Below are 23,251 nucleotides of genomic sequence, written 5' to 3'. Positions count from 1 at the left end.
GCCCGGTGCTCACTCTTCTGGTCTTCCTGCCCGCCGCCGCGGCGCTGCCGGCCCTGCTTCCGGCCGCCGTCGTTCCGCGCCGCGCGGTGCTGTGGCTGTGGACGGCCGTCACGGCCGCCGAACTCGGGCTCGTGGTCGCGATGTGGGCGGGATACCGGAACGACGCCGGGGTGCAGTACGAGGCGGAGGCCCGCTGGATCCCGAGTGCCGGCGTGGGCTACCACGTCGGCGTGGACGGGCTGTCGCTGCCGCTGCTGGCCGTGACCTGCGTGCTGTTCCTGGCCTGCGCGCTCTACTCGCTGCGCGAGACCCGGCGGGTGCGGGAGTTCGCCGCGCTGTTCCTCTTTCTTCAGACCACCTGCCTGGGCCTGTTCGCCGCCCTGGACCTGATCCTGTTCTTCGTCTTCTTCGACCTGTCGATCGTCGGGATGTACTTCGTCATCGCCGGCTGGGGACACCAGCCGGCCGCCGCCCGCGCGGCGCTGAAGTTCTTCCTCTATACGTTCATCGGCTCCCTCGCCCTGCTGCTCGGCTTCATCGGCCTGTACCTGGCCGCCGAGCCGCACACTTTCGACATCGTCCGGCTGGCCCGGGAGAACCCGCTGGCAGGCCGCTCCGGATACGCCGGGCTGGTGCTGCTGGCCGTCGGCGTCGGGCTGGCGGTCAAGACGCCGGCGTTCCCCTTCCACACCTGGCTGCCGCCGGCCCACACCGAGGCCCCGGCCGCGGGGTCGGCGATCCTGGCCGGCGTCCTGCTGAAGATGGGCACCTACGGCTTCCTGCGCATCGCGATGCCGCTCCTGCCGGACGCCTGGCGCCGCTGGGCGCTGGCGGCCGTCGTCGTCGGCGTCCTCTCGGTGCTCTACGGGGCGCTGGTGGCCCTGGCCCAGACCGACTTCAAGCGAATGATCGCCTACACCTCGGTCAACCACATGGGCTACATCATCCTCGCCATCGGCGCGGCGGCCTCCGCGACCGGCGGCTCCGGGCGCGACGGCCGGCTGGCCCTCAGCGGCTCGGTCACCCAGATGGTCAGCCACGGCCTGCTCACCGGCGCCCTGTTCCTGCTGGCCGGCATCCTGTACGACCGCGGCGGCACCTACCGCATGAACGCCTACTCCGGCCTGGCCGCCAGGGCGCCCGTCTTCGCCGCGCTGACCGGACTGGCCGCGTTCGCCTCCCTGGGCCTGCCGGGCTTTTCCGGCTTCATCGCCGAGTTCCAGATCTTCGCCGGCAGCCTGCCCGCCCGGCCGGTGGCCACGGCGCTGGCCGTGCTCGGCATCCTGTTGACCGCCGGGCTGTTCCTGCGCGCGCTCCAGCAGATCCTTCTCGGCCCGCCCCGGCTGCCCGGCGAGCCGGCAGCGCCCGGCGCGTTCGCGGACATCCGCGCGCACGAGGCCGCCGCGATCGTGCCGCTGCTCGCGCTCGCCGTCGTGCTCGGCATCGCGCCGCGCTTCTTCCTCGACGTGGTCGAGCCCGCCTCCCGCACCGTCCTGGACCTCCTCGCGCGATGAACGAGACGACCGGGATGAACGAGAACCCGCTGGCCATCCTGCCGGAAGTACTGCTCGCCGCCGGGGCCGTCCTCGCGCTGCTGCTGGGCTCCTGGCTTCCCCGGCACCGCCAGTGGCCCGCCCGCCTGACCGCCGCGTCGGCCGCCGCGGGCGGGATCGCGGCGGCGGCCGTCCAAGCCGCCGCCGACTCCCCCACCACGGCCTTCGGCGGCGCGTTCGCCATCGACCCGGTGACCACCGCGGCCCGCGTCGTCATCCTCGCCGCCACCCTCCTCCTGATCGCGCTCGCCGCAGCGCCGGCGCGCGGCCACCCGCGCGAGAGCGAGTACTACGTCCTGCTGCAACTGGCCGCGCTCGGCGCCCTGATGCTCGCCGGGGCCAACGACCTGCTGCTGCTCGCCGCCGCCTACCTGCTGGCCGGCGTTCCCTCCTACGCCCTGGCCGCCTTCGCCAAGAACGGCCCCGGCACGGAGGCGGCGCTGAAGTTCTACGTCCTCGGCGCGCTGCTCGGCGTGCTCATGCTGGCCGGCATCACCGTCCTGCACGCGGCCGGGCGCGCCACCGCCTACGGGACACTGCGAGCCGGACTGCCACAGGCACCCGAGGCCCTGGTCGCCGCCGGGCTGGTCGCCCTGCTGGCCGGACTGCTGTTCAAGGCCGGCGCCGTGCCCGGCCACTTCTGGGTGCCCGACGCCGTCCAGGGAAGCACCCCGCAGGTCGCCGCCCTGCTCACCACCCTGCCCAAGGCAGGAGCGCTCGCCGCCCTCTACCGCCTCGCCACCGAACCCCTGGCCGGCACCACGGTGCCGTGGCCCGGCCTGCTGGCCGTGCTCGCCGCCGCGTCGATGACGCTCGGGAACCTCGCCGCCTTCTTCCAGCAGGACGTCACACGGCTGCTGGCCTACTCCACGATCAGCCAGGTCGGCTACCTCCTCATGCCGATCGCCGTCGCCGGCCGTTCCGGCCTCGCCCAACAGGCGCTGCTGTACTACCTGGCCGCCTACGCCCTGACCAACCTCGGCGCATTCGCCGTCGTCTGCGCCCTGCCCCGGGCCCGCGCCCCCGCCGACTACCGCGGCCTGGCACGGACCCGGCCCGCCCTGGCCGCGTCGCTGGCGGTCTGCCTCCTCGGCCTGGTCGGCACCCCGCCGACCGCCGTCTTCCTCGGCAAGCTGGAGGCGTTCGGCGCCGCCATCGACGGCGGCTACGCCTGGCTCGCCGTCGTCGCCGCGGCCAACACCGTGGCCTCGCTCTTCTACTACCTGCGCTGGCTCGCCCCCGCCCTGGCCCCCGCCGCACCACCTCGCCACACGCCCATCGCCGCCCCCGAGCCGGCAGCGGCCGTCGCCGCCTGCGCCGCGGCCGGCGGCTCCCTCCTCCTCGGCGTCCTCGGCGGTCCCCTCCTCGCCCTCCTGGACGGCCCTGCGTCCTGAGCCCGCCGGTCGTCCCGCCGACAGGGCCCCGGAGTGTGGTGCCGAACGGCCGGCACGAGGGCTGTCGCGGGAGGCAGCACGCGGCCGGATGTCCCGCTCCTCCCGGAGCCTGTGCGCCCGGGCACGGGCGTCGCTGCGGGAGAGTGCGCCATTGGCGTCGGCGAACAGCTCCACCCCGTCCCCCACGGCGCGCCGGGCGGCCGTCAGCCGGGCGGGATCCTGCTCCGGATGGCGGGAGATCTTCAGTGCACCCGCGGAATCCCCTGTTCCGCCCAGGCCGCGAGCTGCTCCACGAGCCGGGTGCGGGGCTAGTTGGTGAAGCCTCCGCTGCCGTGGACCGGGACCCGCTCGTGGAAGGCGGGCAGCGGGCCGGTCAGCGGCAGCCCGAGAAGGCGCGCCTCGAAGTCCCACGCGGCCACGTCGACGGCGGAGAGGGCCATGGCGCCCGCCCCCGGCCGGCCGGCGTCGCAGATCGCCTCCGGCATCCGGCTCCACAGGGCGGGCGGGGCCAGGGCGTCGGCGCCCCGCGCGACGGGCACGAGCGGCGAGGCGGCGAAGGCGGCCACGGACACGTCGCCGTAGGTGAAGCCGATGCCCTCGTGCCCGGCCGCCCGCAGCCGGACGAGGACCACGGTGGCCGCGCTCCACTCCAGCGTCCCGTCCTGCTCGACGCCGCCGGGCCCGTCCGTGGGAATGCGGAAGGCGTGGACGCGGGCCTCCTCCACCGGGCACGTGGGAGGGCAGGGGTCAGTGCCCACGGCCCGGCAGGTGACCGGTCACCCCGGCGAGCTTCTGGCGCACGCCGCGCGCCACGATGCCGACGCCCTCCGGCTCGCGCACGGCCGCCTTGGCGGCCTTCTAGCCCTGCTCGGCCATGATGTGCGGCCGGATCGGGGCGATCCCCCGGTCGGTCCTGAACTCCAGGACGACCGGCCGGCCGGCGGCCAGGGCCTCGCCCCAGGCGGCGCCCACGGCCTTGAGGGCGTCGCCGTGGATGCCCCGCCGGCCCAGAAGCTCCGCGTACACCGCAACGGCGCAGCGGTCCGCCTCCCAGCGGCGCCCCGGCTCAGCCGGCCGGGGGCGGGCCGGGGGCCTGGGCCGGCGGCGTTCCCGGCGCGCTGTCCGCCGGCCCGGCGTCCCGCGGACCGGGGATGCCGACCAGGTCGTCCACGTGGAACCGGCGGGCGATGGGAACGTCGGTGCTGCTGTGGGCGACGATGGAGAAGGCGATGCACACCGCGATGAGGGTGTACGCCTCCTCCCCCTGGGGGATGCCGGCCTGGAGGACCAGCAGCCCGTACACCACGGACGCGAAGCCCTTGGGCCCGAACCACGCCGCCGTCAGCCGCTCCCGCCGGTCGAAGCCGGTGCCGGCCAGCGACAGCAGCATCGAGGCCGGGCGGATGAGCAGGATCGCCAGGACGGCGGCGGCGTATCCCCCCATGGAGAGGTCGCCGAACAGCCCCGGGGTGAGCAGCGCCCCGAAGACCAGCAGCGCGGCGTACTTCGCCAGTTCGGCGAGGGCGTCCCCCAGGGGCTCGAACGCCCGTTTGCCCTCGGGGGAGACGGAAGCCAGCACGGCGCCGGCCGAGAAGGCAGCCAGGTAGGGGTTGGCGTGCGTGAGGTGACACACCGCGTACAGGGTCACCCCGACCGCCAGCGGCAGGAGCGGCTGCAGCCGGGGCTCGGCCCCCAGCAGCCGGAACCCGGCCAGCGCTCGCACGGCCAGCGGGAAGCACAGGCCGAGGCCGAGCCCCAGGGCCAGCTCCGCGGCGATCACGGCGACATCGGCCTCGGCCGAGTGCGCCGAGGGCCCGGCGGCGGCGATGAGCAGCAGCACCACGGGCAGCGCCAGGCCGTCGTTGACCCCGCTCTCGACGTTCAGCAGCTGCCTCAGCCGCGCGGGCACCTCCTTGCGGCCCACGATGGCCGAGGCGAAGACCGGGTCCGTGGGCGCGAGAACCGCTCCGACCAGAAAGGAGGTCGTCCAGTCCAGCCCCACCAGGAAGTGGGTGAGCACGGCCATGCCGACCAGCGCCAGCGGCATGCCCAGCGCCAGCGCCCGCACGGGGTTGCGCCAGCCCGTGCGCAGAGCCGGGAAGGACACGTGCATGCCGTCGGTGAACAGCACGGCGAACAGGGCCAGGTCGGCGGTGACCGCGACGATGTCGTCCTCGGCCGTGATGTGGATCCAGTCCAGGAAGCCCTCACTGACCAGGGCGCCGCCCAGCAGGAAGATCAAGGTCGTCGACAGCACCGAGCGCGCCGCGAGGCCGGACAGCAGGACGGCGATCAGCAGGCCGACCCCGAACACCGCGACCAGCACCATGCGAAAGGCTCCCCACTCGGCACAGACAGGACGCGTACGGCCGCCGCGGGCCGGACGCCCCGGCACCCTACCCCGGGGGCCGGGGCCCCCCGCTCAAGGGCGTACGCCGGGCCCGCGGGTGCGCCGCCCGCTGACCCGCGACCGCCTCCGCACGGATGTACGTCCGGTACGGGGGTGTGCGAGGGGGTGCCCGCTCGTGTCATCGTGGAACGACCCCTGCGCGACGCGGGCCAGTGGTCCCGGCGTCGTCGCGCTCCCCACCGGCGGAGGTTCGCGTGGTCGAGGTGCACCGGCCCGACAGTCTGGTGCTGTCCCTGCTGCCGTACGCCGTCATCGCCGCCGTGGCGGCGGTGGACATCACGGCCGGTCCCGAGGTCGGCTTCCTGGGACTGGTATCCCTGGGCCCGGCGTTCGCCGGGCTCGTCGGCGGCTGGCGTCGCACGGCCGCGATCGGCGCCCTGGCACTCGCGGCCTGCACGGCCCTGGCGGCCTACGACGGCCTGCTCGGCAGCCGCCGCGGCACGGTCGCCCTGGCCTCCGTCGCCGGTGTCACGGCCGCGGCCCTGGTGGCCACCGCCATGCGGCGGCGCCGCGAGGAGGAGCTGGCCCGGGTGCGCACCGTCGCGGAGGTGGCCCAGCGCGTCATCCTGCGTCAGGTACCCCGCGACACCGGGGACCTCCAGGTGGCCGTCTCCTACACCTCGGCGGTGGCCGAGGCCCGCATCGGCGGCGACCTGTACGAGGTGATCACCTGTCCGGCCGGCATCCGCCTCATCGTCGGGGACGTCCAGGGCAAGGGGCTGGGCGCCGTGGAGAGCGCGGCGGTGGTGCTGGGGGCGTTCCGCGAGGCCGCCAACGAGGAGCCCGCTCTGACCGCCGTGGGCGCCCGCATCGAACGCGCCGTCGAGCGCGAGGGCTACGAGGAGCGCTTCGTCACGGCCCTGCTGGCCGAGGTCAACGGCCGGCACGTCACGCTCGTCAGCTACGGCCACCCGCCCCCGCTGCTGTGCCACCCCGACGGCAGCGCGGAGTTCACCGGCCCCGGCCACCCCGCCCCGCCGCTCGGCCTGGCCGGGCATGGCGCCGACAAGCCCGAGACGTACCCCCTCGACCTTCCCCCCGACGCCCAGCTCTTCTTCTACACCGACGGCATCACCGAGGCCCGCGACCGCCACGGCGCGTTCTACCCACTCCAGCGGCGCGCGGCGCTGCTGCGCGCCCCCGATCCCAAGGCCGCCCTGGCGGCCCTCCTGGCCGACGTGCTCCGCCACACGCACGGCTCCCTCCAGGACGACGCGGCCATGCTCCTGGTCCGCCGCCCGGCCCGGCCCGCCGCCCAGCACAATCCGTGAGGTTCGCCCCCGGTCAGGGGACACGTACCCCTGCCCAGCGAGCGGTCTTCTCGCCCCGGAGAGCGGACTCCAGCGTCCCACCGAGGCCGACGGCCGAGCCTCGCGCTGGTCGCGCGTGCGTCTTCCGCGCACCTCGCCGCGCGGGCGGGCGCCGAAGGAGCACAGGGACAGGGGGCGGGGAGCCGTCGCCGGACGACGCGGCCAGGGCGGCGCCGTCATGCTCCCCCGCCGGGTCAGCGAGGTGTTCGACGCGTTCCCAACCAACGCCCGCCCGAAGCGCCTCACCGGGCTTTGTGCCTGCCCCCGCGGTGCGTCTCGGTGTGAGCGGTCCGCTGCCCGTTGGCCCCTGTTTGCCGTGTGTACGCCGGTGGTCCGTAGGGTCTCGCGGGATCTGTCGGGTGAGAGAGCGAGGAGCCTCGGCATGCGGGTGCGTAGGCGTGGGTGGGGGATTCCCGTGGCGGCGGCGGTGTCGGCCGTCGTGACCGTGGTGGTGGGGAACGCCGTGCCGGGGGCGGAGGAGCGGGTGGGGCGTGAGGGGCGGGACGTGCCGGTGGTGGCGCACCGGGGGGCCTCGCGGGAGGGGCCGGAGGAGACCGTCACCGCGTACCGGGAGGCCCTCGCTCAGGGAGCGGAGGTGCTGGAGGGCGACGTGCAGCTCACGGCGGACGGGGAGTTGATCCTGCTGCACGACGACACGCTGGAGCGCACCACCGACGTCGAGGAGGTCTTCCCGGAGCGGGCGTCCGCGAACGTCGGGGAGTTCACGCTGGCGGAGATCCGGCGGCTGGACGCCGGCTCGTGGCACCGGCCGGAGTTCGCGGGGCAGCGGGTGCCCACCGTGGAGGAGGTGCTGCGGCTGAGCCGCGGGCGCGCGGGCCTCTCACTGGAGCTGAAGGAGCCGGGCAACAGCCCCGGCGTGGCCACCAGGCTGGCCGCGCTGCTGGAGGAGTACGGCTACGACGGCGACGACCGGACCCGGGACGGCGCCTGGAAGATCATGGTGCACTCGCGGGACCAGGGTGCGCTGCGGGAGTTCGCGCGGGAGCTGCCCGAGGTGCCGATCGCCTACCTGACCGGCGGCGCGATGCCGGCCGACGCGGAGCTCGCCGCGCTGGCCGAGTGGACCGTCGGCGTCTTCGCCGACCCCCGCCTGACCTCGGCCACCGATGTGGACCGGGCGCACGAGGCCGGGCTGGTCGCCTACAGCGACCCTGTGGACAGCCCGGAGCAGCTCGACATGGCGCTCGACCAGGGCTACGACCACCTCGTCACCAACGTCCCCGAGCTGGCGGCCCGGGTCCGCGACGGCAGGAACCCGGAGCCGCGGGCGGCCGGCGTGGTCGTCGATCACGTCGTGCCCAACCCCTCGGGCGACGACATGCAGCCCGAGCGCTCGGAGTACATCGCGCTGCGCAACACCACCCGCCGCCCGCTCGACGTCGGCGGCCACTACCTGCGCGACGGGGCGGGCAACGTCCGGGTGTTCATCGGGGAGGGCTACGTCATCCCGCCCGGCAGCCTGCTCCGCGTCCACCTTGGCCCCGGCACCAACAGCCCCACCGACTACCACAACGGCTACTCCACGGCGATCCTGAACAACACCGTGGGCGACACGGTCCTCTACTACAACGAGCGCCACGAGATCGAGGACGTCCACTCCTACCTGGCGCCCCCGCGGTAGCCGCGGTGACGCGGAGGTAACGCCCGCCGCGGGCGCGTCCGGTGTCCGGGAGTGGGTGGTCAGCGCCGCGCGGTGAGGAAGGCGCGGTCCAGCGGTCCAGGGGCCGTTCCTCCCCGTCTTCGCCGGGGGACGGCCGCTGGGCTCGGTGGGCCCGCTCGTCGGCGTTGTGCGCGGTGGCTGCGGGAGGACGCCGCGGTGGCGGCCTGGGTCGAGCAGTGGACGGGGCCTGCCGAACGACGGGCCCGCGGCGGCCGTGGCCCTGGCCGGCGCCATCGCCGCCTGGTCCCAGACGCACGGCACCGTCGGGGCTGGAGGCGGCCGGCCAGTGCGCCGGCAAGGGCCACCGGCCGGCGACGCTGCTCGCCGCCCACGTCGACACCCTGGCCGACCCGTTCGGGCTGGCGTGAGGGCGCGGCGTGTCCGCGCCCTCCGGTGGGAGGGGCTGTACACGGCTCCGGTCCTCGACAGCGACACCGAGGGCGCGCAGCCCTGGCTCGCCACCGCGTACGTGGCCGGGCCCTCCCTGCACGCCGCGGTCCGCGAGCACGGCGCGCTCCCGGTGCCGGCGGCGGCGCGGACGCTGGCCGGGATCGCCGAGGCCCTTCAGGTCATCCACGGGGCGGGCGTGATCCACCGGGACCTCAAGCCGTCGAACGTCCTGCTGGCGGCCGACGGCCCGCGGGTGATCGACTTCGGCATCGCCCGGGCCGCCGACGCCACCTCGCTGACCCGCAGCGGCGTCACCGCCGGAACGCCCGCGTTCATGGCGCCGGAGCAGGCGGTGGGCCAGTCGCTCACGCCCGCCGTGGACATCTTCGCCCTCGGCCAGATCGCGGTCTTCATCACCGCCGGCATGCCGCCCTTCGGTGACGGGTCGTCACCGGCCGCGCTGTACCGCATCGTTCACGAGGAGCCGGACCTGTCGGGCGTCCCGGAGGAGCTGCGGGAGCTGGTCACCCGCTGCCTGACCAAGGACCCCGCCGGACGTCCCTCGCCGACCGAGGTCATCGAGGCGTGCCGCCCGCTGGGGCCCAACGTCCCGCCGGATGCCGTTGGTTGGCTGCCGCCCGCCGTGACGGCCGAGATCGAGAACCAGACCGCCACGGTCACGGCCGTGGCGACCCAGCCCGCGCCGCCCGCCCCCGTGGCAGCCCCGCCCGCGCCGCCCGTCCCCGGCGGCTTCGGCCCGGCGCCGGGCCACCCGTACCCGGCGCACCCGGCCCCCGCCCACGCGACGGGGGCCCACCCCGCGCACCCGGCGCCCGGCCAGCAGCGGCGGGGACGGACCGTCGCCCTGGCCGTCGCCGCCGTGGTCGCGGTGCTGATCGCGCTGGGCGTCGTCGGGCGGCTGCTGGGGCTCGGCGACGAGGGGGACGGCGGCGGCGAGAACGCGGGCGACGACGTCTCGCAGGGCCCGACGGCCTCCTGGAGCCCACCCAGGACGGGGGCCAGAACCCTCCGGCGCGGGAGGAGCCCACCGCCGAGCCGCCCGCCGACCCCGAGCCGGCGGACTACCCGGGCATCCAGATCCCCGGGGACTACGTCATTCACCTCTACGACGACCCGCCGACGCCGCAGGACGCCGAGCTGGGCGCCGGCTACGAGGGCGACTTCGGCCTTTACCACGACAGCCTGTTCGGGGACTACCGGCTCCAGACCGGCGAGGACGGGAACACTCTGGTCCTCCTGGAGCAGCAGGAGGAGGGAACGCTCGACACCTGCCGTTCGGTCTCCCGCTACACCGACAGCATCGACCGGGAGTCCGCGCCGCCCGGCTCGCAGATCTGCGTGACCACCGCCACCGGCGACATCGCCCTGGTGACCGTCGTCGACGACGCGCCGGACGACTCGCCCAGCGCGTACGTGACCGTGGACGTCACGGTCTGGCGCGGCGCCGCCCACCTCGGCTGACCGGGCACGGGCGTTTGCGCCCGTGGCCCCGGCGCCGGACGGCGCGCCGGGGCCACGGGCCTCGGGGGGAGCGGCTCAGCGCAGGCCGGCGAAGAGGTCGTTCTCGGGTACGGCCGCGCCGGTGGTGTCCCGGACGCGGACAAAGGTCTCCACGCCCATCAGCTCGGTGAACCTCTCCCGGCCCATCCTCAGGAAGAAGATGTTCTCGCCCTGGCTGGCGTGGGCGGCCAGCGCGTCGAACTTCTGGCCGCCGAACGCGGTGGTGTCCACCCAGGTGGTGACCTCCTCGTCGGGGAGCCCGATCTCGGCGATGGCGGCGGCCTCCTCGGGGTCCGGCTCGTACCCCTCGGGGCCGAACTCCCGCATGACGTCCCCGAACCTCTTCATCATCGAGCGCGGCGCCGTCGTCCAGTACACCTTCGGCGTCGGCGCGGTCATCTCCAGCGCGGTCATCTCCAGCGCGGCCATCGTGATGCGGTTGGCCTGGATGTGGTCGGGGTGGCCGTAGAAGCCGTTCTCGTCGTAGGTGACCACCACGTCGGGCCGGTAGCGCCGCATGAGTTCGGCCAGCCGGGCGGCGCCCTCCGCCACGGGGGTCCGCCAGAAGGAGCCCGGGGCGTCGTTGGCCGGCCAGCCCATCATCCCGGAGTCGGCGTAGTCCAGCGTCTCCAGGTGACTGACCTTCAGGATCCCGCAGCTCGCTTCGAGTTCCCGCCGCCGCATCCGGACGACGGCCGCCGCGTCGTGCCCGGGGTCGCCCGGCTTGACCCCGCCGGGCCCGTCGCCGCAGCCGCCGTCGGTGCAGGTCACGAGGACCGTGCGCACACCCTCGGCGGCGTACCGAGCGAGGACGCCGCCCGTCCCGGTGGCCTCGTCGTCGGGGTGGGCGTGGACCGCCATGAGCGTCAACGGCAGGGCGTTCATGAAGTGCTCCTCGTGTTCGAAAAGGGCCCCGGCGCGGCGCCGCTCCCCCGCCGACCAACGCTCCCGGCCGCCCCGCCTATTCCCGGACGGGGTCCCGAACTAAGAGGTGCCGAAGACCGATGGGTCGAGGGCGAGGTCCTGGAAGACCGTCATGGCCGTGGCGCGTCCGCCGCCGGTGATGCCGCCGCCGGGGTGCATGAAGGGGCCCGCCAGGTAAAGCCGTTCGACTCCGGGGACGCGGTAGTCGCTCAGCCGGGGGGTGGGGCGGAGGCTGCCGGACTGGTAGCCGTACATCGCCGCGCCGAGGATGTCGCCCCCGGCGAAGCTGGGCGAGGAGGTCTCGTGGTCGAAGGGCGTGACGACGTGCCGGGAGCGGATGATCGAGGGCGAGAGGTTGGTGGTGAACTCGGCCAGCCGCGCCAGGACCTGGTCGGCGTAGGCGTCCTTGATCTCGTTCCAGCGCTCCGGCCCGCCGTCGGCCAGCCGGTAGGGCACCTGGCAGAAGACGTGCAGCACGGCCTTGCCGGCCGGGGCCCGGGAGGGGTCCTCGACCGAGGTGCAGCCCGCGCACAGCAGCGGGAGCCGCGGAAGCCGGCCGCGGCGCAGGTCGTCGTAGGCGTCGTACATGGCGGCCAGGCTCGGCTCGGTCAGCGTGTTGAGGACGGACATGTCCACCCCGGGGACCCGGTAGCGGATCGGCTCCTCCAGGGCCGCGTGCACGGCGAAGCCGGTGAACGGGGAAAGCTGCACCTGGCGTGCGGCGCGCAGGAGTTCGGGATCGAGGCCGTCCACGAAACGGCCCAGGTGGTGCGGGTGGAGGGAGCCGAGGACGGCGTCCCTGGCGCCGATCAGCTCGCCGCCGGAGGTGCGGACCGCGACGGCCCGGCCCTGCTCGTGCACCACCTCGGTGGCCTCGCAGTGCGTGCGCAGCTCGCCGCCGTGGTCGAGGATGCAGCGGACCAGGGCGTTCGTGAGGCTGCCGCTGCCGCCGCGCGGCAGGGCCACGCCGTAGCGCTCCAGGAAGCCGACGCCGGCGTACGGCAGGAAGCCGGTGCTCTTGTCGTCGGGGTGGGTGAGCACGATCTCCGAGGCCAGGCGAGTGATCGCGATCTTCAGGTGGTCACCCTCGAACCACTCGTCCAGGACGTCGCTGAAGCTGCGGCTGCCGGTCAGGTAGGCGCGCAGGCCGGCGGGCGTGGCCAGTTCGCGGCCGAAGTAGTCCTGGACGCTGGGCGGCGGGACGAAGAAGCTCGCGGCTGCGGCCTCCACGATCTCTCCGGCGACGGTCGCGAACTCCTCGTACGCCTCGGCGTCGGCCTTGGAGAACCGGGCGATGGACTCGCGGCTGCGGGCGCGGTCCCGGTAGAGCGTGAGGCAGGTGCCGTCGTCGAAGATGGCCGCGTACGGCTTGTCGGTGTCGATGTACTCCAGGCCGTAGCGGGAGACCAGGCCCAGCTCGTCGCGGGTGATCAGCGGGTTGGCGAGGATCAGCACGTGCATCAGCCCATGGCGTTCGCTGTGGAAGCCGGGCTCGGTCAGCTCCGCGGTGGCCGAGCCGCCTCCCGGGTAGGCGTTGCGCTCCAGCACGAGCACGCGCTTGCCCGCCACGGCCAGATAGGCGGCTGCCACCAGGGCGTTGTGCCCCGAACCGATGACCACGACGTCGTATTCCCTGGACATGCGGGCAGGGTAGGGCCGGGGGCTGGAGGACCGCTGGAGAGCCGCTGGAGCCCGGTGGGGGCGCCGGCGGCTCAGCCCAGGACCGCCTCGGCCGGCTCGGCGGAGGAGGCGGGCCCGCCGGAGGCGACCGGCTCGGCCGGCTCCGCCGCCACGAGGCGTGCCGCGCGCAGGAAGGCGCCCAGCACCGGGTCGCGGCGTCCCGCACGCCAGCCGATGGCCGTGATCGTGGGGGCCGCGTCGGGAACGGGCACGTAGCGGATGTCGGGCCGCGGGTACTGCCGCGCGGTGTGCGCGGGCACCACGGCGACGGCCTGGCCCAGGCCGATGACGTCCAGCAGCTCCGCCGAGTCGCTGACCTCCGGGCCCAGCACCTCCACGTCCGCGGCGCGGAAGGCGTCGTCCGCACGGAAGGGGTCGTCGCTGCCGCCCGCCCAGTACAGCCGCTCGGCGGGGGTGGACTCGGGCCAGCGGGCGATCGGCTCGCCGGCCAGGTCGGCGCGGGAGAGCGACGCCCGCCCGGCCAGGGGGTGTTCGGCCGACAGCGCGGCCACGCGCTCCTCGGAGAGCAGCAGCTCGGTCTCCAGGCCCCGCGCGTCGAAGGGGGAGTTGAGCAGGGCCAGGTCGGCGCGGCCGTCCCGCACCAGCTCGGCCTGGCGCCGGTAGGGGCTGACGAGGATGTCCACGGGGGGCGAACCGGGCAGCGCGGCGAAGGCGTTGACGATGCGTCGCAGCAGGCCGTTGGCAACGCCCGGCTTGGCCGTGACGGTGAAGGCCGGGGCCGGCTGTGCCGCGCGGCGCGTGTCGCGGACCGCCGCGGCCATGCTCTCCAGCAGGCCGTTGGCCGCGCCCAGCAGCGTCTCCCCCGCCGGGGTGAGGGATACCCGGCGGGTGTCGCGGTCCAGTAGCCTGACGCCGAGGCGGTGTTCCAGCTTGCTGATGGCTCGTGAGAGCGGCGGCTGGGCCATGCCGATGCGTTCGGCGGCGCGGGAGAAGTTCAACTCCTCGGCGACCGCGACGAAGTAGCGCAGCTCGCGAAGCTCGACGTCCATACCTTCAGAGTATAGGACCGCACCCAACTGGTCTTTCCCTTCTCGTCGCGACGGTGATGCGATGGACGTGGGGGAGGCGGGGCTTTCCCCCGGGAGCCTTCTCCTCCCCCACCCTCGCCCCCGCCCGAGTCAGCCGACGAACGGAAAGGCCGCATGACCGCGCCTCCGAACACCCCGATCCCCCCACGACGCCGCGCCCTGATGATCCTTCTGGCGCTGGCCACGCTGGTCGTGGTCATGGACGTGACCATCCTGAACGTGGCCCTGGAGGAGACCCAGCGGGAGCTGGGCGCCTCCAACGCCGGCCTCCAGTGGGCGCTGGACTCCTACACCATCACCTTCGCCACCCTCATCTTCACCACCGGCGTGTGCATCGACCGGTTCGGCCAGCGCCGCACGCTGATCGTGGGCCTGGTGATCTTCGGCGTGGCCTCGGTCCTGGCCGGCTACTCCGGCTCGATCGGCGAACTCATCGCCTGGCGCGCGGTGATGGGCGTCGGGGCGGCGGTGATCCCGACCGCGAGCCTGGCGATCATCATGCGCGAGTTCCCGCCGCCGGAGCGGCCCCGGGCCATCGCGATGTGGGCCTCCACGGGCGGCATCAGCCTCGTCGCGGGCCCGCTGATCGGCGGGCTGCTGCTGGTGGAGTTCTGGTGGGGGTCGGTCTTCCTGATCAACGCCCCGCTGGTGCTCGCGGGCATCGTGCTGGCGTTCGTCTTCGTGCCCGAGTCGCAGCCCGGCCGCCAGGCCCGCTTCGAGCCGGTGGCGGTGCTGTTGTCGATCGCGGCCATCGGGCTGCTGGTGTACGGCGTCGTCGTCGGCGGCCAGGACAACGAGTGGGCCTCCGTGGAGGTCTGGGGCTCGATCGTCGCGGGTCTGGCGCTGACGGCCGTGCTGGTGTCGGTGGAACGCCGGCGCCGGACCCCGTCGCTGGACATGGGCCTGTTCAAAAGCGCCCGCTTCTCGGCGGGCACCGCCGTGGTCAGCCTCGCCTTCTTCGCCTTCATGGGCGCCATCTACGTGCTGACCTTCTACTTCCAGTCGGTGCTGGGCTACAGCCCGCTGGAGGCGGGCCTGCTGACGGTCCCGATGGGCGTGGGCTCGCTGGCCACCGCGATCCTCGCGCCGCGGCTGACCGCGGCCTTCACCGTCCGCGGGGTGATCGCGGCCGGAGCCCTGGGCATGGCCGCGGCCTTCGTCTGCTTCAGCCTGTTCGGCGCGGAGACCCCGCTGATCGCGCTCCTGGCCGTGCTGCTGCTGTACGGGCTGGGCTGGGGCTGCATCCAGGCGCCGGCCACGGGGGCGCTGATGTCGGCGGTGCCGCTGCCCAAGGCGGGCGCGGGCCAGGCGATCTCGCAGACGCTGCGGCAGGTGGGCACGGCCCTGGGCATCGCGGTGACCGGCAGCGTGCTGGGCGCCGTCTACCGCAGCTCCTTCGGCTCGGAGCGGGACCGCTTTCCAGCGGACCTCCAGGACGAGGCGGCAGGCTCCATCGGCGGAACCCACCGGGCCCTGGCCGAGGTTCACGAGCAGGCCGGGTCCGGCGGGGTGTCCGACCGCCTGCTGGCCCTGGACCGCGACGCCGCCGCCGTGGTGGAGCACGCCGCGGACTCCTACCTGTCGGCGATGGGCGTGGCGATGCTGCTGACCGCCGCGATCGCGGTGCTCGCGGCCGCCGTGGCCTGGCGCTGGCTGCCGAAGGTGCTGCCGCCCCCGGGCCCGCCGCCCGCGCCCCCCGCCCAGGACGGGGCCCCCGAGAAGACGAGGAGCATGTCGTGACCGAGAACCCGCCGTCGCCCGAGCGCATCATGGACGTGGGCATGGGCTTCCAGCCCTCGATGGCCCTGCTGGCCGCCGTGGAGCTGGACGTGTTCACCGAGCTGGCCCGCCGTCCGGCCGGCGCCGACGAGCTGCGCGACCGCCTGGGGCTGCACCCGCGCGGGGCCCGCGATTTCTTCGACACCCTGGTGGCGCTGGGCTTCCTGCTGCGGCAGGAGGGGGTGTACCGCAACGCCCCGGACGCCGACGCGTACCTGGACCGGGCCAAGCCCTCGTTCGTGCACAGTGGTTCGCTTCTGGAAATGGCGGGCGACCGACTGTACGGGTTCTGGGGCAACCTTGCCGAGGCCCTGCGCACGGGAAAGCGGCAGAGCGAGGACGCCGACCGGGAGCACTCGAATTACGAGGCGATGTACGCGGATTCGGAGCGGGTGAGGAAGTTCCTCACCTCGATGACCGGGGTCAGCCACGCGGCAAATGTGGAGATCGCGCGGCGATTTCCGTGGTCCTCGTACGGCTCGGTCGCGGACCTGGGGACGGCTCAGGGAGATCTCGCGGTGCAAATCCTGCTCGCCAACCCGCACATGAGGGGAATCGGCCTCGATCTTCCGGTGGCGGCCGAGGTGTTCCGCGCGTACGTGGCGGAAAACGGCCTGTCGGACCGGCTGGAATTCACGGCCGGCGACTTCTTCGTGGATCACCTGCCCCCGGCGGACGTTTATACCTTCGGGCACGTCCTGCACAACTGGGATCTGGAGAAGAAGAGGCTGCTGCTGCGCCGGGCGCACCGGGCACTTCCCGAGGGCGGCGCGGTGATCTGCTACGACGCGGTGATCGACGACGACCGCTCGCGCAACGTCGGGGGCCTGCTGATGAGCCTGAACATGCTCACGGCCACCGAGGAGGGCGTCAACTACACGGCGGCCGACTGCCGGGAGTGGATGCGGGAGGCCGGCTTCACGGAGACCAGGGCCGAGCACCTGACCGGCCCTGACTCCATGATCGTCGGGATCAAGTGACGGTCAGGGAACCGGCACCCGCCCGTCCGAGAGGATCGCCTGGTGCAGCCGGCGCAGCCTCGGCGACGGGTTGATGCCGAGTTCCTCGGCCAGCGTGTGCCGCAGCCGGGAGTACTCCTCCACGGCCCGCCAGGTGTTCCCGCTGCGGTGCAGGGCCACCATCAGCTGGAAACTGAACGTCTCGTGCATGGGCTGTTCCCGCACCAGGCGCCGCAGCTCCCGGATGAGCTGGGAGTTGCGGCCCAGGTGCAGGTAGGCCGTCCCCCGCCGCTCCAGCGCCTGGAGGCGCGCCTCCTCCAGGGCGACGACGTCCAGGGCCAGGCTGTCCCCGTGCTGGACGCCCATCAGGGGGGAGCCGCGCCACAGGTCCAGGGCCCGGTCCAGGTCGCGGGCCGCCGCGGAGTAATCACCGCAGTCGAAGTACTTGTTCCCCGACGAGAGAAGATCCTCGAATTCGACCACGTCCGAGAATCCGTCTCCCGGGTTGAGCATATACGCGCCGTGACACGTGACGAGAAGGCTCTTCGCCGTCTCCTTCCGTTCGTCGGCCAGGGTCCTGGAGATCGCGTGCCGTAATTGCATGACGTAGGTCTGCAGGGTCGACGCCGCGCTTCTGGGAACCCGGTCGCCCCAGAGTTCGTCAACGATGGTGGCTATGTCCACCGGTCTTCCGCGCCGCATGGCCAGAAGTATCAGCAACTGGCGCGGCTTGGGGGCGGATGGCACCACCGAGGTTCCGTTCTTACGTATGTCCACGGCTCCGAGGAGGCGAATATCCATAACCGGAACAATGCCACGCACATTCCCTGCTGCACAGTGAGAACTTCATAGGGAGTGTAAAGATACGGCAAAGTGCATATTGTTGCGGCCTCAATCACCGCCAGCCACTCTCCCACGCAATGCGCACGGCGTCGACGAGATTGCGCGCGTTAAGCTTCGTGATCACCGCCGTGAGGTAGTTGCGCACCGTGCCGACCGAAAGGCCCAGCTCGGCCGCGATGTGCGGGGCGGGGTGCCCCTTGGAGGCGATCTGGAGGACCTCGGCCTCGCGCGGGGTGAGCAGGGCCAGGCCGCTGCCCTGGTGCCCCGCGTGGGGGCCCCGGTCGGCGCAGGCCGTTCCCCGGGCCGCCCGGCGTACCGCGGCGAAGAGGTCGGACATTGAGGCGTTCCGCCGCAGCAGGCCCGTCGCCCCGGCGCCGGCGGGCCCGCGCAGCGCCTCCAGGCGGTCCGCGTCGGCGATCACCAGGAGGCGGCAGTCGGCCAGGGCCTGGCCGAGCCACGAGGAGGACAGAATTCCGCCGTGGGGCCCCGCGGCGTCCACGATCATCACGTCGGGGCGGACGCGGCGCACGGCGTCGCGCGCCTCCTCGCCGCCGCCCACCTCGCCCACCACGGCGATGTCCGGCTCCCGGGCCAGCGCGAAGACGATGAGCTCCCGGGTGAGGATGGCCCCGCCGGCAACAAGAACACTGATCACGATGGCGTCCCCCCTAGCCACTGATCACGATGGCGTCCCGTTCATGAACATATTACGACTTATGGCGTACTAGCAATGGCCGGAGTGAGCGGGCGGCGGCTCCAGCTGTCCTCCACCGCCGCCTGGAACGGTTGGCACCCGAGGAGACCCGTCGCAGGAGGAGGCCGCATGGACGCACCGCCCCAGCATCTGGAGGAGATCGCCGATGGAGTGCACGCGCACCTCCAGCCCGACGGCAGCTGGTGTCTGAGCAACGCCGGGCTCCTGGTGCGGGGTTCCGCGTCGCTCCTGGTGGACACCGCGGCGACCGGGCGAAGGGCGCGCAGGCTGCGGGAGCTGGTCGCCGGCGTGACCGCCGAGCCTCCGCGCCTGCTGGTCAACACGCACTTCCACGGCGATCACGTCTTCGGCAACTCCCTCTTCCCCGAGGCAGCGATCGTGGCACACGAGAACGCGCGAATCGAGATGGCCGCCGCCGGTCTCGCGCTCACCAAGCTGTGGCCGGAGGTCGGCTGGGGCGACATCGCGGTGGCGCCGCCCACCGTCACCGCGCACGACGGGATGCGGCTCCACGTCGGCGGGACCCGCGTCGAGCTGCTGCACTTCGGGCCCGCCCACACCACGGGCGACACCGCCGTCTGGCTGCCGGAGGAGTCCGTGCTGTTCGCCGGCGACCTGGTCATGTCGGGGGTGACGCCCTTCTGCCCGATGGGCTCGGCCCACGGCACCCTGCGCGCGCTGCGGCGCCTGGCCGAGTTGCGCCCGCGCACGGTGGTGCCCGGCCACGGGCCGGTGGCCGGGCCCGAGTTGCTGGAGCTGAACGAGCGTTACCTCACCTGGCTCGTGGACCTGGCGCGCACCGGACTGGCCGCCGGCCTCACGCCCTCGGAGGTCGCCCGGGACGCGGACCTCGGCGAGTTCGCCGCCCTGCTGGACGCGGAGCGGCTGGTGCCCAACCTGCACCGGGCCTATGCCGAGGAGCGGGGCGCCCCGCCCGGCGCCCCGCTGGACATGGTCAGGCTCCACCGGGAGATGGAGGAGTTCCACGGCGGTCCCCTGATCTGCCGGGCCTGAACGCCCGCCGCCGGGGCGGCGGGGCCGGGGAGGCGCTCCCGGCCCGGCCGCCCCGGCTACCGGGTCACGGCCCCGCGTTCTCGATCGCGGAGCGGAAGGACTCCAGGTCCTCGGTCAGCCGGCGGCCCAGCTCCTCGGCCAGCCGCTCCGAGCCTGCCTCTCCGCCGCGGGCCGGCGCGAAGCCGCGCTCCGCCGTGACCGTGGTGGTGCCGTCCTCGCCCTCGGTGAGGGTGAAGCGGCCGGTCATGCGGGCCAGCCCCCGCGGCGGCTCCAGCGCCACGAACTCCAGTTCGTGCGGCGGGCGCCGGTAGAGGATGCCGCGCACCCGCCCGCCGCTGGTCCGCAGGGTGAACTCCTCCTGGTAGCCGTCGGCGTACAGCACCTCGCTGCCGCCGATGTGCGGGAGGACGGCCGGCCAGCCGGCGAGGTCCGCCAGGACCGCGAAGGCCCGCTCCGCGGAGGCCCGCACCGTGACCGACCTGCTGATGTCCGTGCTCGTAGCGGGGTTCGCCGCCGTGCTCATCGTCCACCTCCGGAGAAGACGCGCTGCCAGCCCTGGAGGGTCAGCTGCGAGTGATTGCCCAGCATCCGCTCCACCTGGTCCTCGGTGGAGCCTTCGGGGCCGGGCGGGTAGACCTCGGCGGCGACCTCGGGCAGGAGGTTCCACACGTGGGTGACCTCCACCAGCGTCTCGCCGGGGCCCTGCGGGTGGAAGCGCCAGATGCCGCCGTGGTGGCGCAGGAACCGGGGCGGCACCGGCTGGAAGAACTCGATGTCCTCCCGGCAGTTGCGGATGGAACGCACGGTGAGCGGCTGCCCGTCGGTGTCCGACTTCACCGTCATCATGAATTCCTGGTACTGCCCGTCGTCGTGGAGAACCTCGATGCGCTGCACGTGGGGCAGCAGGTCCTGCCACGCCCGCATGTCGAACAGCGCCCCGTAGATGGCCTCCCGCGAGGCGGGGATCACGGCGGACCGCACGCAGCGGTGGGTGAACGCCCGGGAGGTGTCGATGGTCACCCGCGGCGGGGCGGAGGAGCTGGAGGAAGCGGTGGTCGTCATGGCTGCCTCTCCTCAGACCCGGGCCGCGGCCGACGCGAGGGCGTCCAGGAGGGCGCGCGGCGTCTCGGCCTCCGCGAGCGCCTCGTCCTCGATGACTATGCCGAACTCCTGCTTGATGCGGGCGGCGGTCTCCATCAGGGCCAGCGAGTCGTAGCCCAGGTCCTCGAAGGGCGTGTCCGCGATGTCCGCGCCCGGCGGCAGCGTCGCGTCGGAGCCCGCGCACTCCACCAGGAGCCTGCGCAGATCGTCGATCGTCGGCATCATCAGGGATGAATCCTTTCGTCTCGGGACGGAGCAGCGGAGGAGGAAAGGGGCGGGGCGGCCCGCACGACCACGGCCGAGTTGAAGCCCCACCTGCCGCGGGCCAGCACCAGCGCGGCGCGTACCCGGGCCGGGCGCGGCTCCCCGGTCACCAGGTCCAGGCCGCCGGCGGCCCCGGGGTCCGCGCCGGCCGTTGCGGCGGGAACGGCCGGGATGACGCCGTCGCGGATGGCCAGCAGGGCGCAGGCGACGTCCAGTGGCCCGCCGCCCGCGTACAGGCGCCCGGTCAGGACCTTGGGCGCCGCGACCGGCACGCCGCGCGGCCCGAACAGCCCGGTGATGGCCTCGGCCTCGGCGCGGTCAAGCTCGGGGACGCCCGCGGCGTCGGCGAAGACCACGTCGATGTCGCCGGGGGCCAGCCCGGCCTCGGCCAGGGCCAGTTCGGCGGCGCGGCGCAGGGTGGGCGGGCGGCCGCTGCCGGGGCGCGGGTCGAAGGTCGAGGCGCAGCCGGCGATCTCCCCGTAGACCGCAGGGGCGCCGCGCCGCCGGGCGGAGGACGCGGCCTCCAGTACCAGCAACGCCCCGCCCTCGCCCGGCACGTAGCCGTCCGCGTCGGGGTGGAAGGGCCGGTAGGCGCGCTCGGGGTCGGTGGAGCGGGTGACCCGGCCGCCGGCCTGCTGGGAGGCCCAGCCCCAGGGGTCCAGGGCGGAGTCCACGCCGCCTCCGATCACCAGGGGCGTTCCGCCGCGGATGGTGCGCCGGGCGTGGCCGAGCGCGTCGAGGCCGCCGGCCTGCTCGGCGACGAGGGCGGCGCCGGGGCCGCGCATGCCGTGCCGGATGGAGATCTGGCCGGTGTTGACGGCGTAGAACCAGGCGAACGACTCGTAGACGCTGACGAACTCCGGCCCCTGGGTCCACAGCTTGCGGAACTCCCGGTGGGTGAACTCGAATCCGCCGGTGGCGTTGGCGGTGACCACGCCCATGTCGTAGTCGGCCGGGCGGCCCGGGGCGGGGTGCGACTCCGGGTGGACGCCGGCGTCCTCCAGGGCCCAGGCCGTCGCCGCCAGGGCGTAGCGCGTCGACACGTCGGTCTGCGGCAGCAGGCGGCCGGGAAGGTGCTCCCCGGCTTCGAAGTCGGTGATCTGACCGGCGAGCCGGGAGGGGGAGGCGGAGGCGTCGAAGCGGGTCAGCTCGGCGATGCCGCCGCGGCCGGCCAGGGCCGCGGCCCAGAACCGCTCGGTGCCCAGGCCGTTCGGCGCGGCCACCCCTATCCCGGTGACCACGGTGGGCTCGTGCGCCGGGCCGGGCGCTTGCGCCGCGTCCGCCGCGTTCGTTGGGTCCGTCGTGCTCAGCGCGTCCACGGCGCTCATGCGTGCCCGCTCCGTTCCGGTGCGGTCAGCACCATCGCGCTCTGGAATCCGCCGAAGCCGCTGCCGACCGTGAGGACGGCGTCGACCTTCATGTCCCGCGCCGTCAGCGGGACGTAGTCGAGGTCGCACTCGGGGTCGGGCGTGTGCAGGTTGGCCGTGGGCGGCACCACGCCGTGCTCGATGGCCAGCGCGCAGGCGGCGATCTCGATGGAGCCGATGGCGCCCAGCGAGTGCCCGACCATCGACTTGATCGAGCTGACCGGCACGGCGTAGGCGTGCTCGCCCAGGCTGCGCTTGAACGCCGCGGTCTCGTGGCGGTCGTTCTGCCGCGTGCCCGAGCCGTGGGCGTTGACGTAGTCGATCGCGGTGCGGTCCAGCCGCGACTCGTCCAGGGCGCGGCGGATGGCCTCGGCCATCTCGCGGCCGTCCTTGCGCAGCCCCGTCATGTGGTAGGCGTTCAGACGGGTGGCGTAGCCGCCGATCTCGGCGTAGACGCGGGCGCCGCGCGCCCGGGCCGCGCCGTACTCCTCCAGCACGAACATCGCCGCGCCCTCGGCCAGGACGAAGCCGTCGCGGGTGCCGTCGAACGGCCGGGAGGCGTGGGCGGGTTCGTCGTTGCGGCGGGTGGTGGCCTTGATGACGTCGAAGCAGGCCATGACGATCGGTGTGATCGGCGTGTCGGTGGCGCCGGCGATCATGACGTCGGCCGCGCCCTCGCGGATCTGCCGCACGGCGATCCCGACGCTGTCGATGCCCGAGGTGCAGCCGTCGGAGACCAGCGCCACCGGCCCCTCGGCGCCCGCCTCCCAGGCGACCTCGGCGGGCATCACACCCGGGCTGAGGTAGTCGAACATGTGCGGCGACAGGTAGCCGGGGTCCACCACCCAGTCGCGGCCGGACTCCGACATCACCAGGTACTCGTTCTCCAGGCTGGTCGCGGCGGCCACGGCGCTGCCCAGGCTGACCCCGATCCTGGCCGGGTCGAGCAGGCCGGTGTCCAGCCCGCTGTCGGCGATCGCCTCCCGCGCGCAGGCGACGGCGAACTGGGTGGAGCGGTCCATCCGGCGCATCTGGCGGGGGGTCAGCCCCTCGGCGGCGGCGTCGAAGTCCGCCTCGCCGGCGACCCGGGACCGGAACGGAGCCGGGTCGAAGAACGTGATTCCGCGGGTGGCGGTGCGGCCTGCGGACAGCAGCTCCCAGAATTCCTTGGTCCCGCTGCCGCCGGGGGCCCGCACCCCGATGCCGGTGATCACCACTCTTCGGGTGGCACCTGACATGTCAACCCCCTTCCGCACTGTTTCCATGACACATGGTCGGGAACTATGCCGAGCCGCCC

At 73.8% G+C, this 23,251-nt stretch carries 22 protein-coding genes; 9 read left to right on the top strand and 13 right to left on the bottom strand.

Going from position 1 to position 23,251, the window contains the following annotated elements; translation table 11 throughout:
• Positions 1 to 5: 5 nt before the first annotated feature.
• Entirely contained in the window at positions 6 to 1,514 is a 1,509-nt protein-coding gene (locus tag RM780_RS06005) for a complex I subunit 4 family protein (protein WP_311629442.1), read from the top strand.
• Positions 1,511 to 2,947, top strand: coding sequence for an NADH-quinone oxidoreductase subunit N (locus RM780_RS06000; protein ID WP_311629441.1), 1,437 nt, complete (start codon positions 1,511 to 1,513; stop codon positions 2,945 to 2,947). The genes RM780_RS06005 and RM780_RS06000 overlap by 4 nt, the downstream gene beginning before the upstream one ends.
• A gap of 308 nt (positions 2,948 to 3,255) precedes the next feature.
• Here RM780_RS06000 and RM780_RS05995 read toward each other — a convergent pair whose 3' ends face one another.
• The 3 genes from RM780_RS05995 to RM780_RS05985 form a co-directional block, all read right to left on the bottom strand.
• Positions 3,256 to 3,672: an enolase-like domain-containing protein gene (locus RM780_RS05995; protein ID WP_311629440.1), complete on the bottom strand. Its 417-nt coding sequence runs from the start codon at positions 3,670 to 3,672 to the stop codon at positions 3,256 to 3,258.
• Positions 3,673 to 3,805: 133 nt separating this feature from the next.
• Complete coding sequence (locus RM780_RS05990; protein ID WP_311629439.1) at positions 3,806 to 3,973, bottom strand: hypothetical protein; 168 nt, start codon at positions 3,971 to 3,973, stop codon at positions 3,806 to 3,808.
• 40 nt (positions 3,974 to 4,013) lie between these two features.
• Positions 4,014 to 5,276 (bottom strand): cation:proton antiporter, encoded by a 1,263-nt coding sequence (locus RM780_RS05985; RefSeq protein ID WP_311629438.1) that lies wholly within the window; start codon positions 5,274 to 5,276, stop codon positions 4,014 to 4,016.
• Between the two features lie 275 nt (positions 5,277 to 5,551).
• Here RM780_RS05985 and RM780_RS05980 point away from each other — a divergent pair, with 275 nt between their 5' ends.
• The 4 genes from RM780_RS05980 to RM780_RS05965 all read left to right on the top strand — a co-directional run bounded on the left by RM780_RS05980 (position 5,552) and on the right by RM780_RS05965 (position 10,220).
• On the top strand, positions 5,552 to 6,628 hold the full coding sequence (locus tag RM780_RS05980; protein WP_311629437.1) for a PP2C family protein-serine/threonine phosphatase: 1,077 nt from the start codon (positions 5,552 to 5,554) through the stop codon (positions 6,626 to 6,628).
• A gap of 421 nt (positions 6,629 to 7,049) precedes the next feature.
• Entirely contained in the window at positions 7,050 to 8,309 is a 1,260-nt protein-coding gene (locus RM780_RS05975; protein ID WP_311629436.1) for a glycerophosphodiester phosphodiesterase family protein, read from the top strand.
• Between the two features lie 403 nt (positions 8,310 to 8,712).
• Positions 8,713 to 10,101 carry a protein kinase domain-containing protein gene (locus RM780_RS05970; protein WP_394812893.1) on the top strand — a complete coding sequence of 463 codons (1,389 nt, stop codon included), beginning with the start codon at positions 8,713 to 8,715 and terminating at the stop codon, positions 10,099 to 10,101.
• Complete coding sequence (locus RM780_RS05965; protein WP_311629434.1) at positions 10,098 to 10,220, top strand: hypothetical protein; 123 nt, start codon at positions 10,098 to 10,100, stop codon at positions 10,218 to 10,220. The genes RM780_RS05970 and RM780_RS05965 overlap by 4 nt, the downstream gene beginning before the upstream one ends.
• Positions 10,221 to 10,295: 75 nt before the next feature.
• Here RM780_RS05965 and RM780_RS05960 read toward each other — a convergent pair whose 3' ends face one another.
• The 3 genes from RM780_RS05960 to RM780_RS05950 form a co-directional block, all read right to left on the bottom strand.
• Positions 10,296 to 11,144 carry a PIG-L family deacetylase gene (locus RM780_RS05960; protein WP_311629433.1) on the bottom strand — a complete coding sequence of 283 codons (849 nt, stop codon included), beginning with the start codon at positions 11,142 to 11,144 and terminating at the stop codon, positions 10,296 to 10,298.
• Positions 11,145 to 11,243: 99 nt separating this feature from the next.
• Positions 11,244 to 12,824 carry a phytoene desaturase family protein gene (locus RM780_RS05955; RefSeq protein ID WP_311629432.1) on the bottom strand — a complete coding sequence of 527 codons (1,581 nt, stop codon included), beginning with the start codon at positions 12,822 to 12,824 and terminating at the stop codon, positions 11,244 to 11,246.
• A gap of 71 nt (positions 12,825 to 12,895) precedes the next feature.
• Entirely contained in the window at positions 12,896 to 13,873 is a 978-nt protein-coding gene (locus RM780_RS05950) for a LysR family transcriptional regulator (protein WP_311629431.1), read from the bottom strand.
• Between the two features lie 153 nt (positions 13,874 to 14,026).
• Between RM780_RS05950 and RM780_RS05945 the strand changes: the two genes are divergently transcribed.
• Both RM780_RS05945 and RM780_RS05940 read left to right on the top strand, forming a co-directional pair.
• On the top strand, positions 14,027 to 15,652 hold the full coding sequence (locus tag RM780_RS05945; RefSeq protein ID WP_311629430.1) for an MFS transporter: 1,626 nt from the start codon (positions 14,027 to 14,029) through the stop codon (positions 15,650 to 15,652).
• Entirely contained in the window at positions 15,649 to 16,671 is a 1,023-nt protein-coding gene (locus RM780_RS05940) for a methyltransferase (RefSeq protein ID WP_311629429.1), read from the top strand. The genes RM780_RS05945 and RM780_RS05940 overlap by 4 nt, the downstream gene beginning before the upstream one ends.
• Before the next feature lie 3 nt (positions 16,672 to 16,674).
• Here RM780_RS05940 and RM780_RS05935 read toward each other — a convergent pair whose 3' ends face one another.
• Entirely contained in the window at positions 16,675 to 17,451 is a 777-nt protein-coding gene (locus RM780_RS05935) for an AfsR/SARP family transcriptional regulator (RefSeq protein WP_311629428.1), read from the bottom strand.
• A gap of 94 nt (positions 17,452 to 17,545) precedes the next feature.
• Positions 17,546 to 18,148: a response regulator transcription factor gene (locus tag RM780_RS05930; protein ID WP_311629427.1), complete on the bottom strand. Its 603-nt coding sequence runs from the start codon at positions 18,146 to 18,148 to the stop codon at positions 17,546 to 17,548.
• Positions 18,149 to 18,316: 168 nt separating this feature from the next.
• Between RM780_RS05930 and RM780_RS05925 the strand changes: the two genes are divergently transcribed.
• Positions 18,317 to 19,222, top strand: a complete 906-nt coding sequence (locus tag RM780_RS05925; protein WP_311629426.1) for an MBL fold metallo-hydrolase — start codon at positions 18,317 to 18,319, stop codon at positions 19,220 to 19,222.
• A gap of 64 nt (positions 19,223 to 19,286) precedes the next feature.
• On the opposite strand, the gene RM780_RS05920 is transcribed toward RM780_RS05925, so the two are convergent.
• From RM780_RS05920 to RM780_RS05900, 5 genes are read right to left on the bottom strand one after another with little or no spacing between them, the layout of a single operon-like run.
• On the bottom strand, positions 19,287 to 19,745 hold the full coding sequence (locus RM780_RS05920) for an SRPBCC family protein (RefSeq protein WP_311629425.1): 459 nt from the start codon (positions 19,743 to 19,745) through the stop codon (positions 19,287 to 19,289).
• On the bottom strand, positions 19,742 to 20,284 hold the full coding sequence (locus RM780_RS05915) for an SRPBCC family protein (RefSeq protein WP_311629424.1): 543 nt from the start codon (positions 20,282 to 20,284) through the stop codon (positions 19,742 to 19,744). The genes RM780_RS05920 and RM780_RS05915 overlap by 4 nt, the downstream gene beginning before the upstream one ends.
• Positions 20,285 to 20,296: 12 nt before the next feature.
• Positions 20,297 to 20,548, bottom strand: a complete 252-nt coding sequence (locus RM780_RS05910) for an acyl carrier protein (RefSeq protein ID WP_311629423.1) — start codon at positions 20,546 to 20,548, stop codon at positions 20,297 to 20,299.
• Complete coding sequence (locus RM780_RS05905; RefSeq protein ID WP_311629422.1) at positions 20,548 to 21,915, bottom strand: ketosynthase chain-length factor; 1,368 nt, start codon at positions 21,913 to 21,915, stop codon at positions 20,548 to 20,550. Before RM780_RS05905 ends, RM780_RS05910 begins: the two co-directional genes overlap by 1 nt.
• Complete coding sequence (locus RM780_RS05900; RefSeq protein WP_311629421.1) at positions 21,912 to 23,192, bottom strand: beta-ketoacyl-[acyl-carrier-protein] synthase family protein; 1,281 nt, start codon at positions 23,190 to 23,192, stop codon at positions 21,912 to 21,914. Before RM780_RS05900 ends, RM780_RS05905 begins: the two co-directional genes overlap by 4 nt.
• Between the last annotated feature and the right edge of the window lie 59 nt (positions 23,193 to 23,251).

Origin of the sequence: Streptomyces boetiae, from assembly GCF_031845405.1 — a bacterium.
GTDB lineage: Bacteria > Actinomycetota > Actinomycetes > Streptomycetales > Streptomycetaceae > Streptomyces > Streptomyces boetiae.
The sequence above is the reverse complement of the archived record's forward strand: the minus strand, read 5'-3'. Positions and strand labels throughout refer to the sequence as shown.

Bases quoted from the DNA above. Each gene is read 5' to 3' on its own strand.
- RM780_RS05910 (WP_311629423.1), bottom strand. From the start codon at position 20,548: ATGATGCCGACGATCGACGATCTGCGCAGGCTCCTGGTGGAGTGCGCG.
- RM780_RS05935 (WP_311629428.1), bottom strand. From the start codon at position 17,451: ATGGATATTCGCCTCCTCGGAGCCGTGGACATACGTAAGAACGGAACC.
- RM780_RS05915 (WP_311629424.1), bottom strand. From the start codon at position 20,284: ATGACGACCACCGCTTCCTCCAGCTCCTCCGCCCCGCCGCGGGTGACC.
- RM780_RS05925 (WP_311629426.1), top strand. From the start codon at position 18,317: ATGGACGCACCGCCCCAGCATCTGGAGGAGATCGCCGATGGAGTGCAC.
- RM780_RS05985 (WP_311629438.1), bottom strand. From the start codon at position 5,276: ATGGTGCTGGTCGCGGTGTTCGGGGTCGGCCTGCTGATCGCCGTCCTG.
- RM780_RS06000 (WP_311629441.1), top strand. From the start codon at position 1,511: ATGAACGAGACGACCGGGATGAACGAGAACCCGCTGGCCATCCTGCCG.
- RM780_RS05960 (WP_311629433.1), bottom strand. From the start codon at position 11,144: ATGAACGCCCTGCCGTTGACGCTCATGGCGGTCCACGCCCACCCCGAC.
- RM780_RS05955 (WP_311629432.1), bottom strand. From the start codon at position 12,824: ATGTCCAGGGAATACGACGTCGTGGTCATCGGTTCGGGGCACAACGCC.
- RM780_RS05950 (WP_311629431.1), bottom strand. From the start codon at position 13,873: ATGGACGTCGAGCTTCGCGAGCTGCGCTACTTCGTCGCGGTCGCCGAG.
- RM780_RS05905 (WP_311629422.1), bottom strand. From the start codon at position 21,915: ATGAGCGCCGTGGACGCGCTGAGCACGACGGACCCAACGAACGCGGCG.
- RM780_RS05900 (WP_311629421.1), bottom strand. From the start codon at position 23,192: ATGTCAGGTGCCACCCGAAGAGTGGTGATCACCGGCATCGGGGTGCGG.
- RM780_RS05945 (WP_311629430.1), top strand. From the start codon at position 14,027: ATGACCGCGCCTCCGAACACCCCGATCCCCCCACGACGCCGCGCCCTG.
- RM780_RS05975 (WP_311629436.1), top strand. From the start codon at position 7,050: ATGCGGGTGCGTAGGCGTGGGTGGGGGATTCCCGTGGCGGCGGCGGTG.
- RM780_RS05920 (WP_311629425.1), bottom strand. From the start codon at position 19,745: ATGAGCACGGCGGCGAACCCCGCTACGAGCACGGACATCAGCAGGTCG.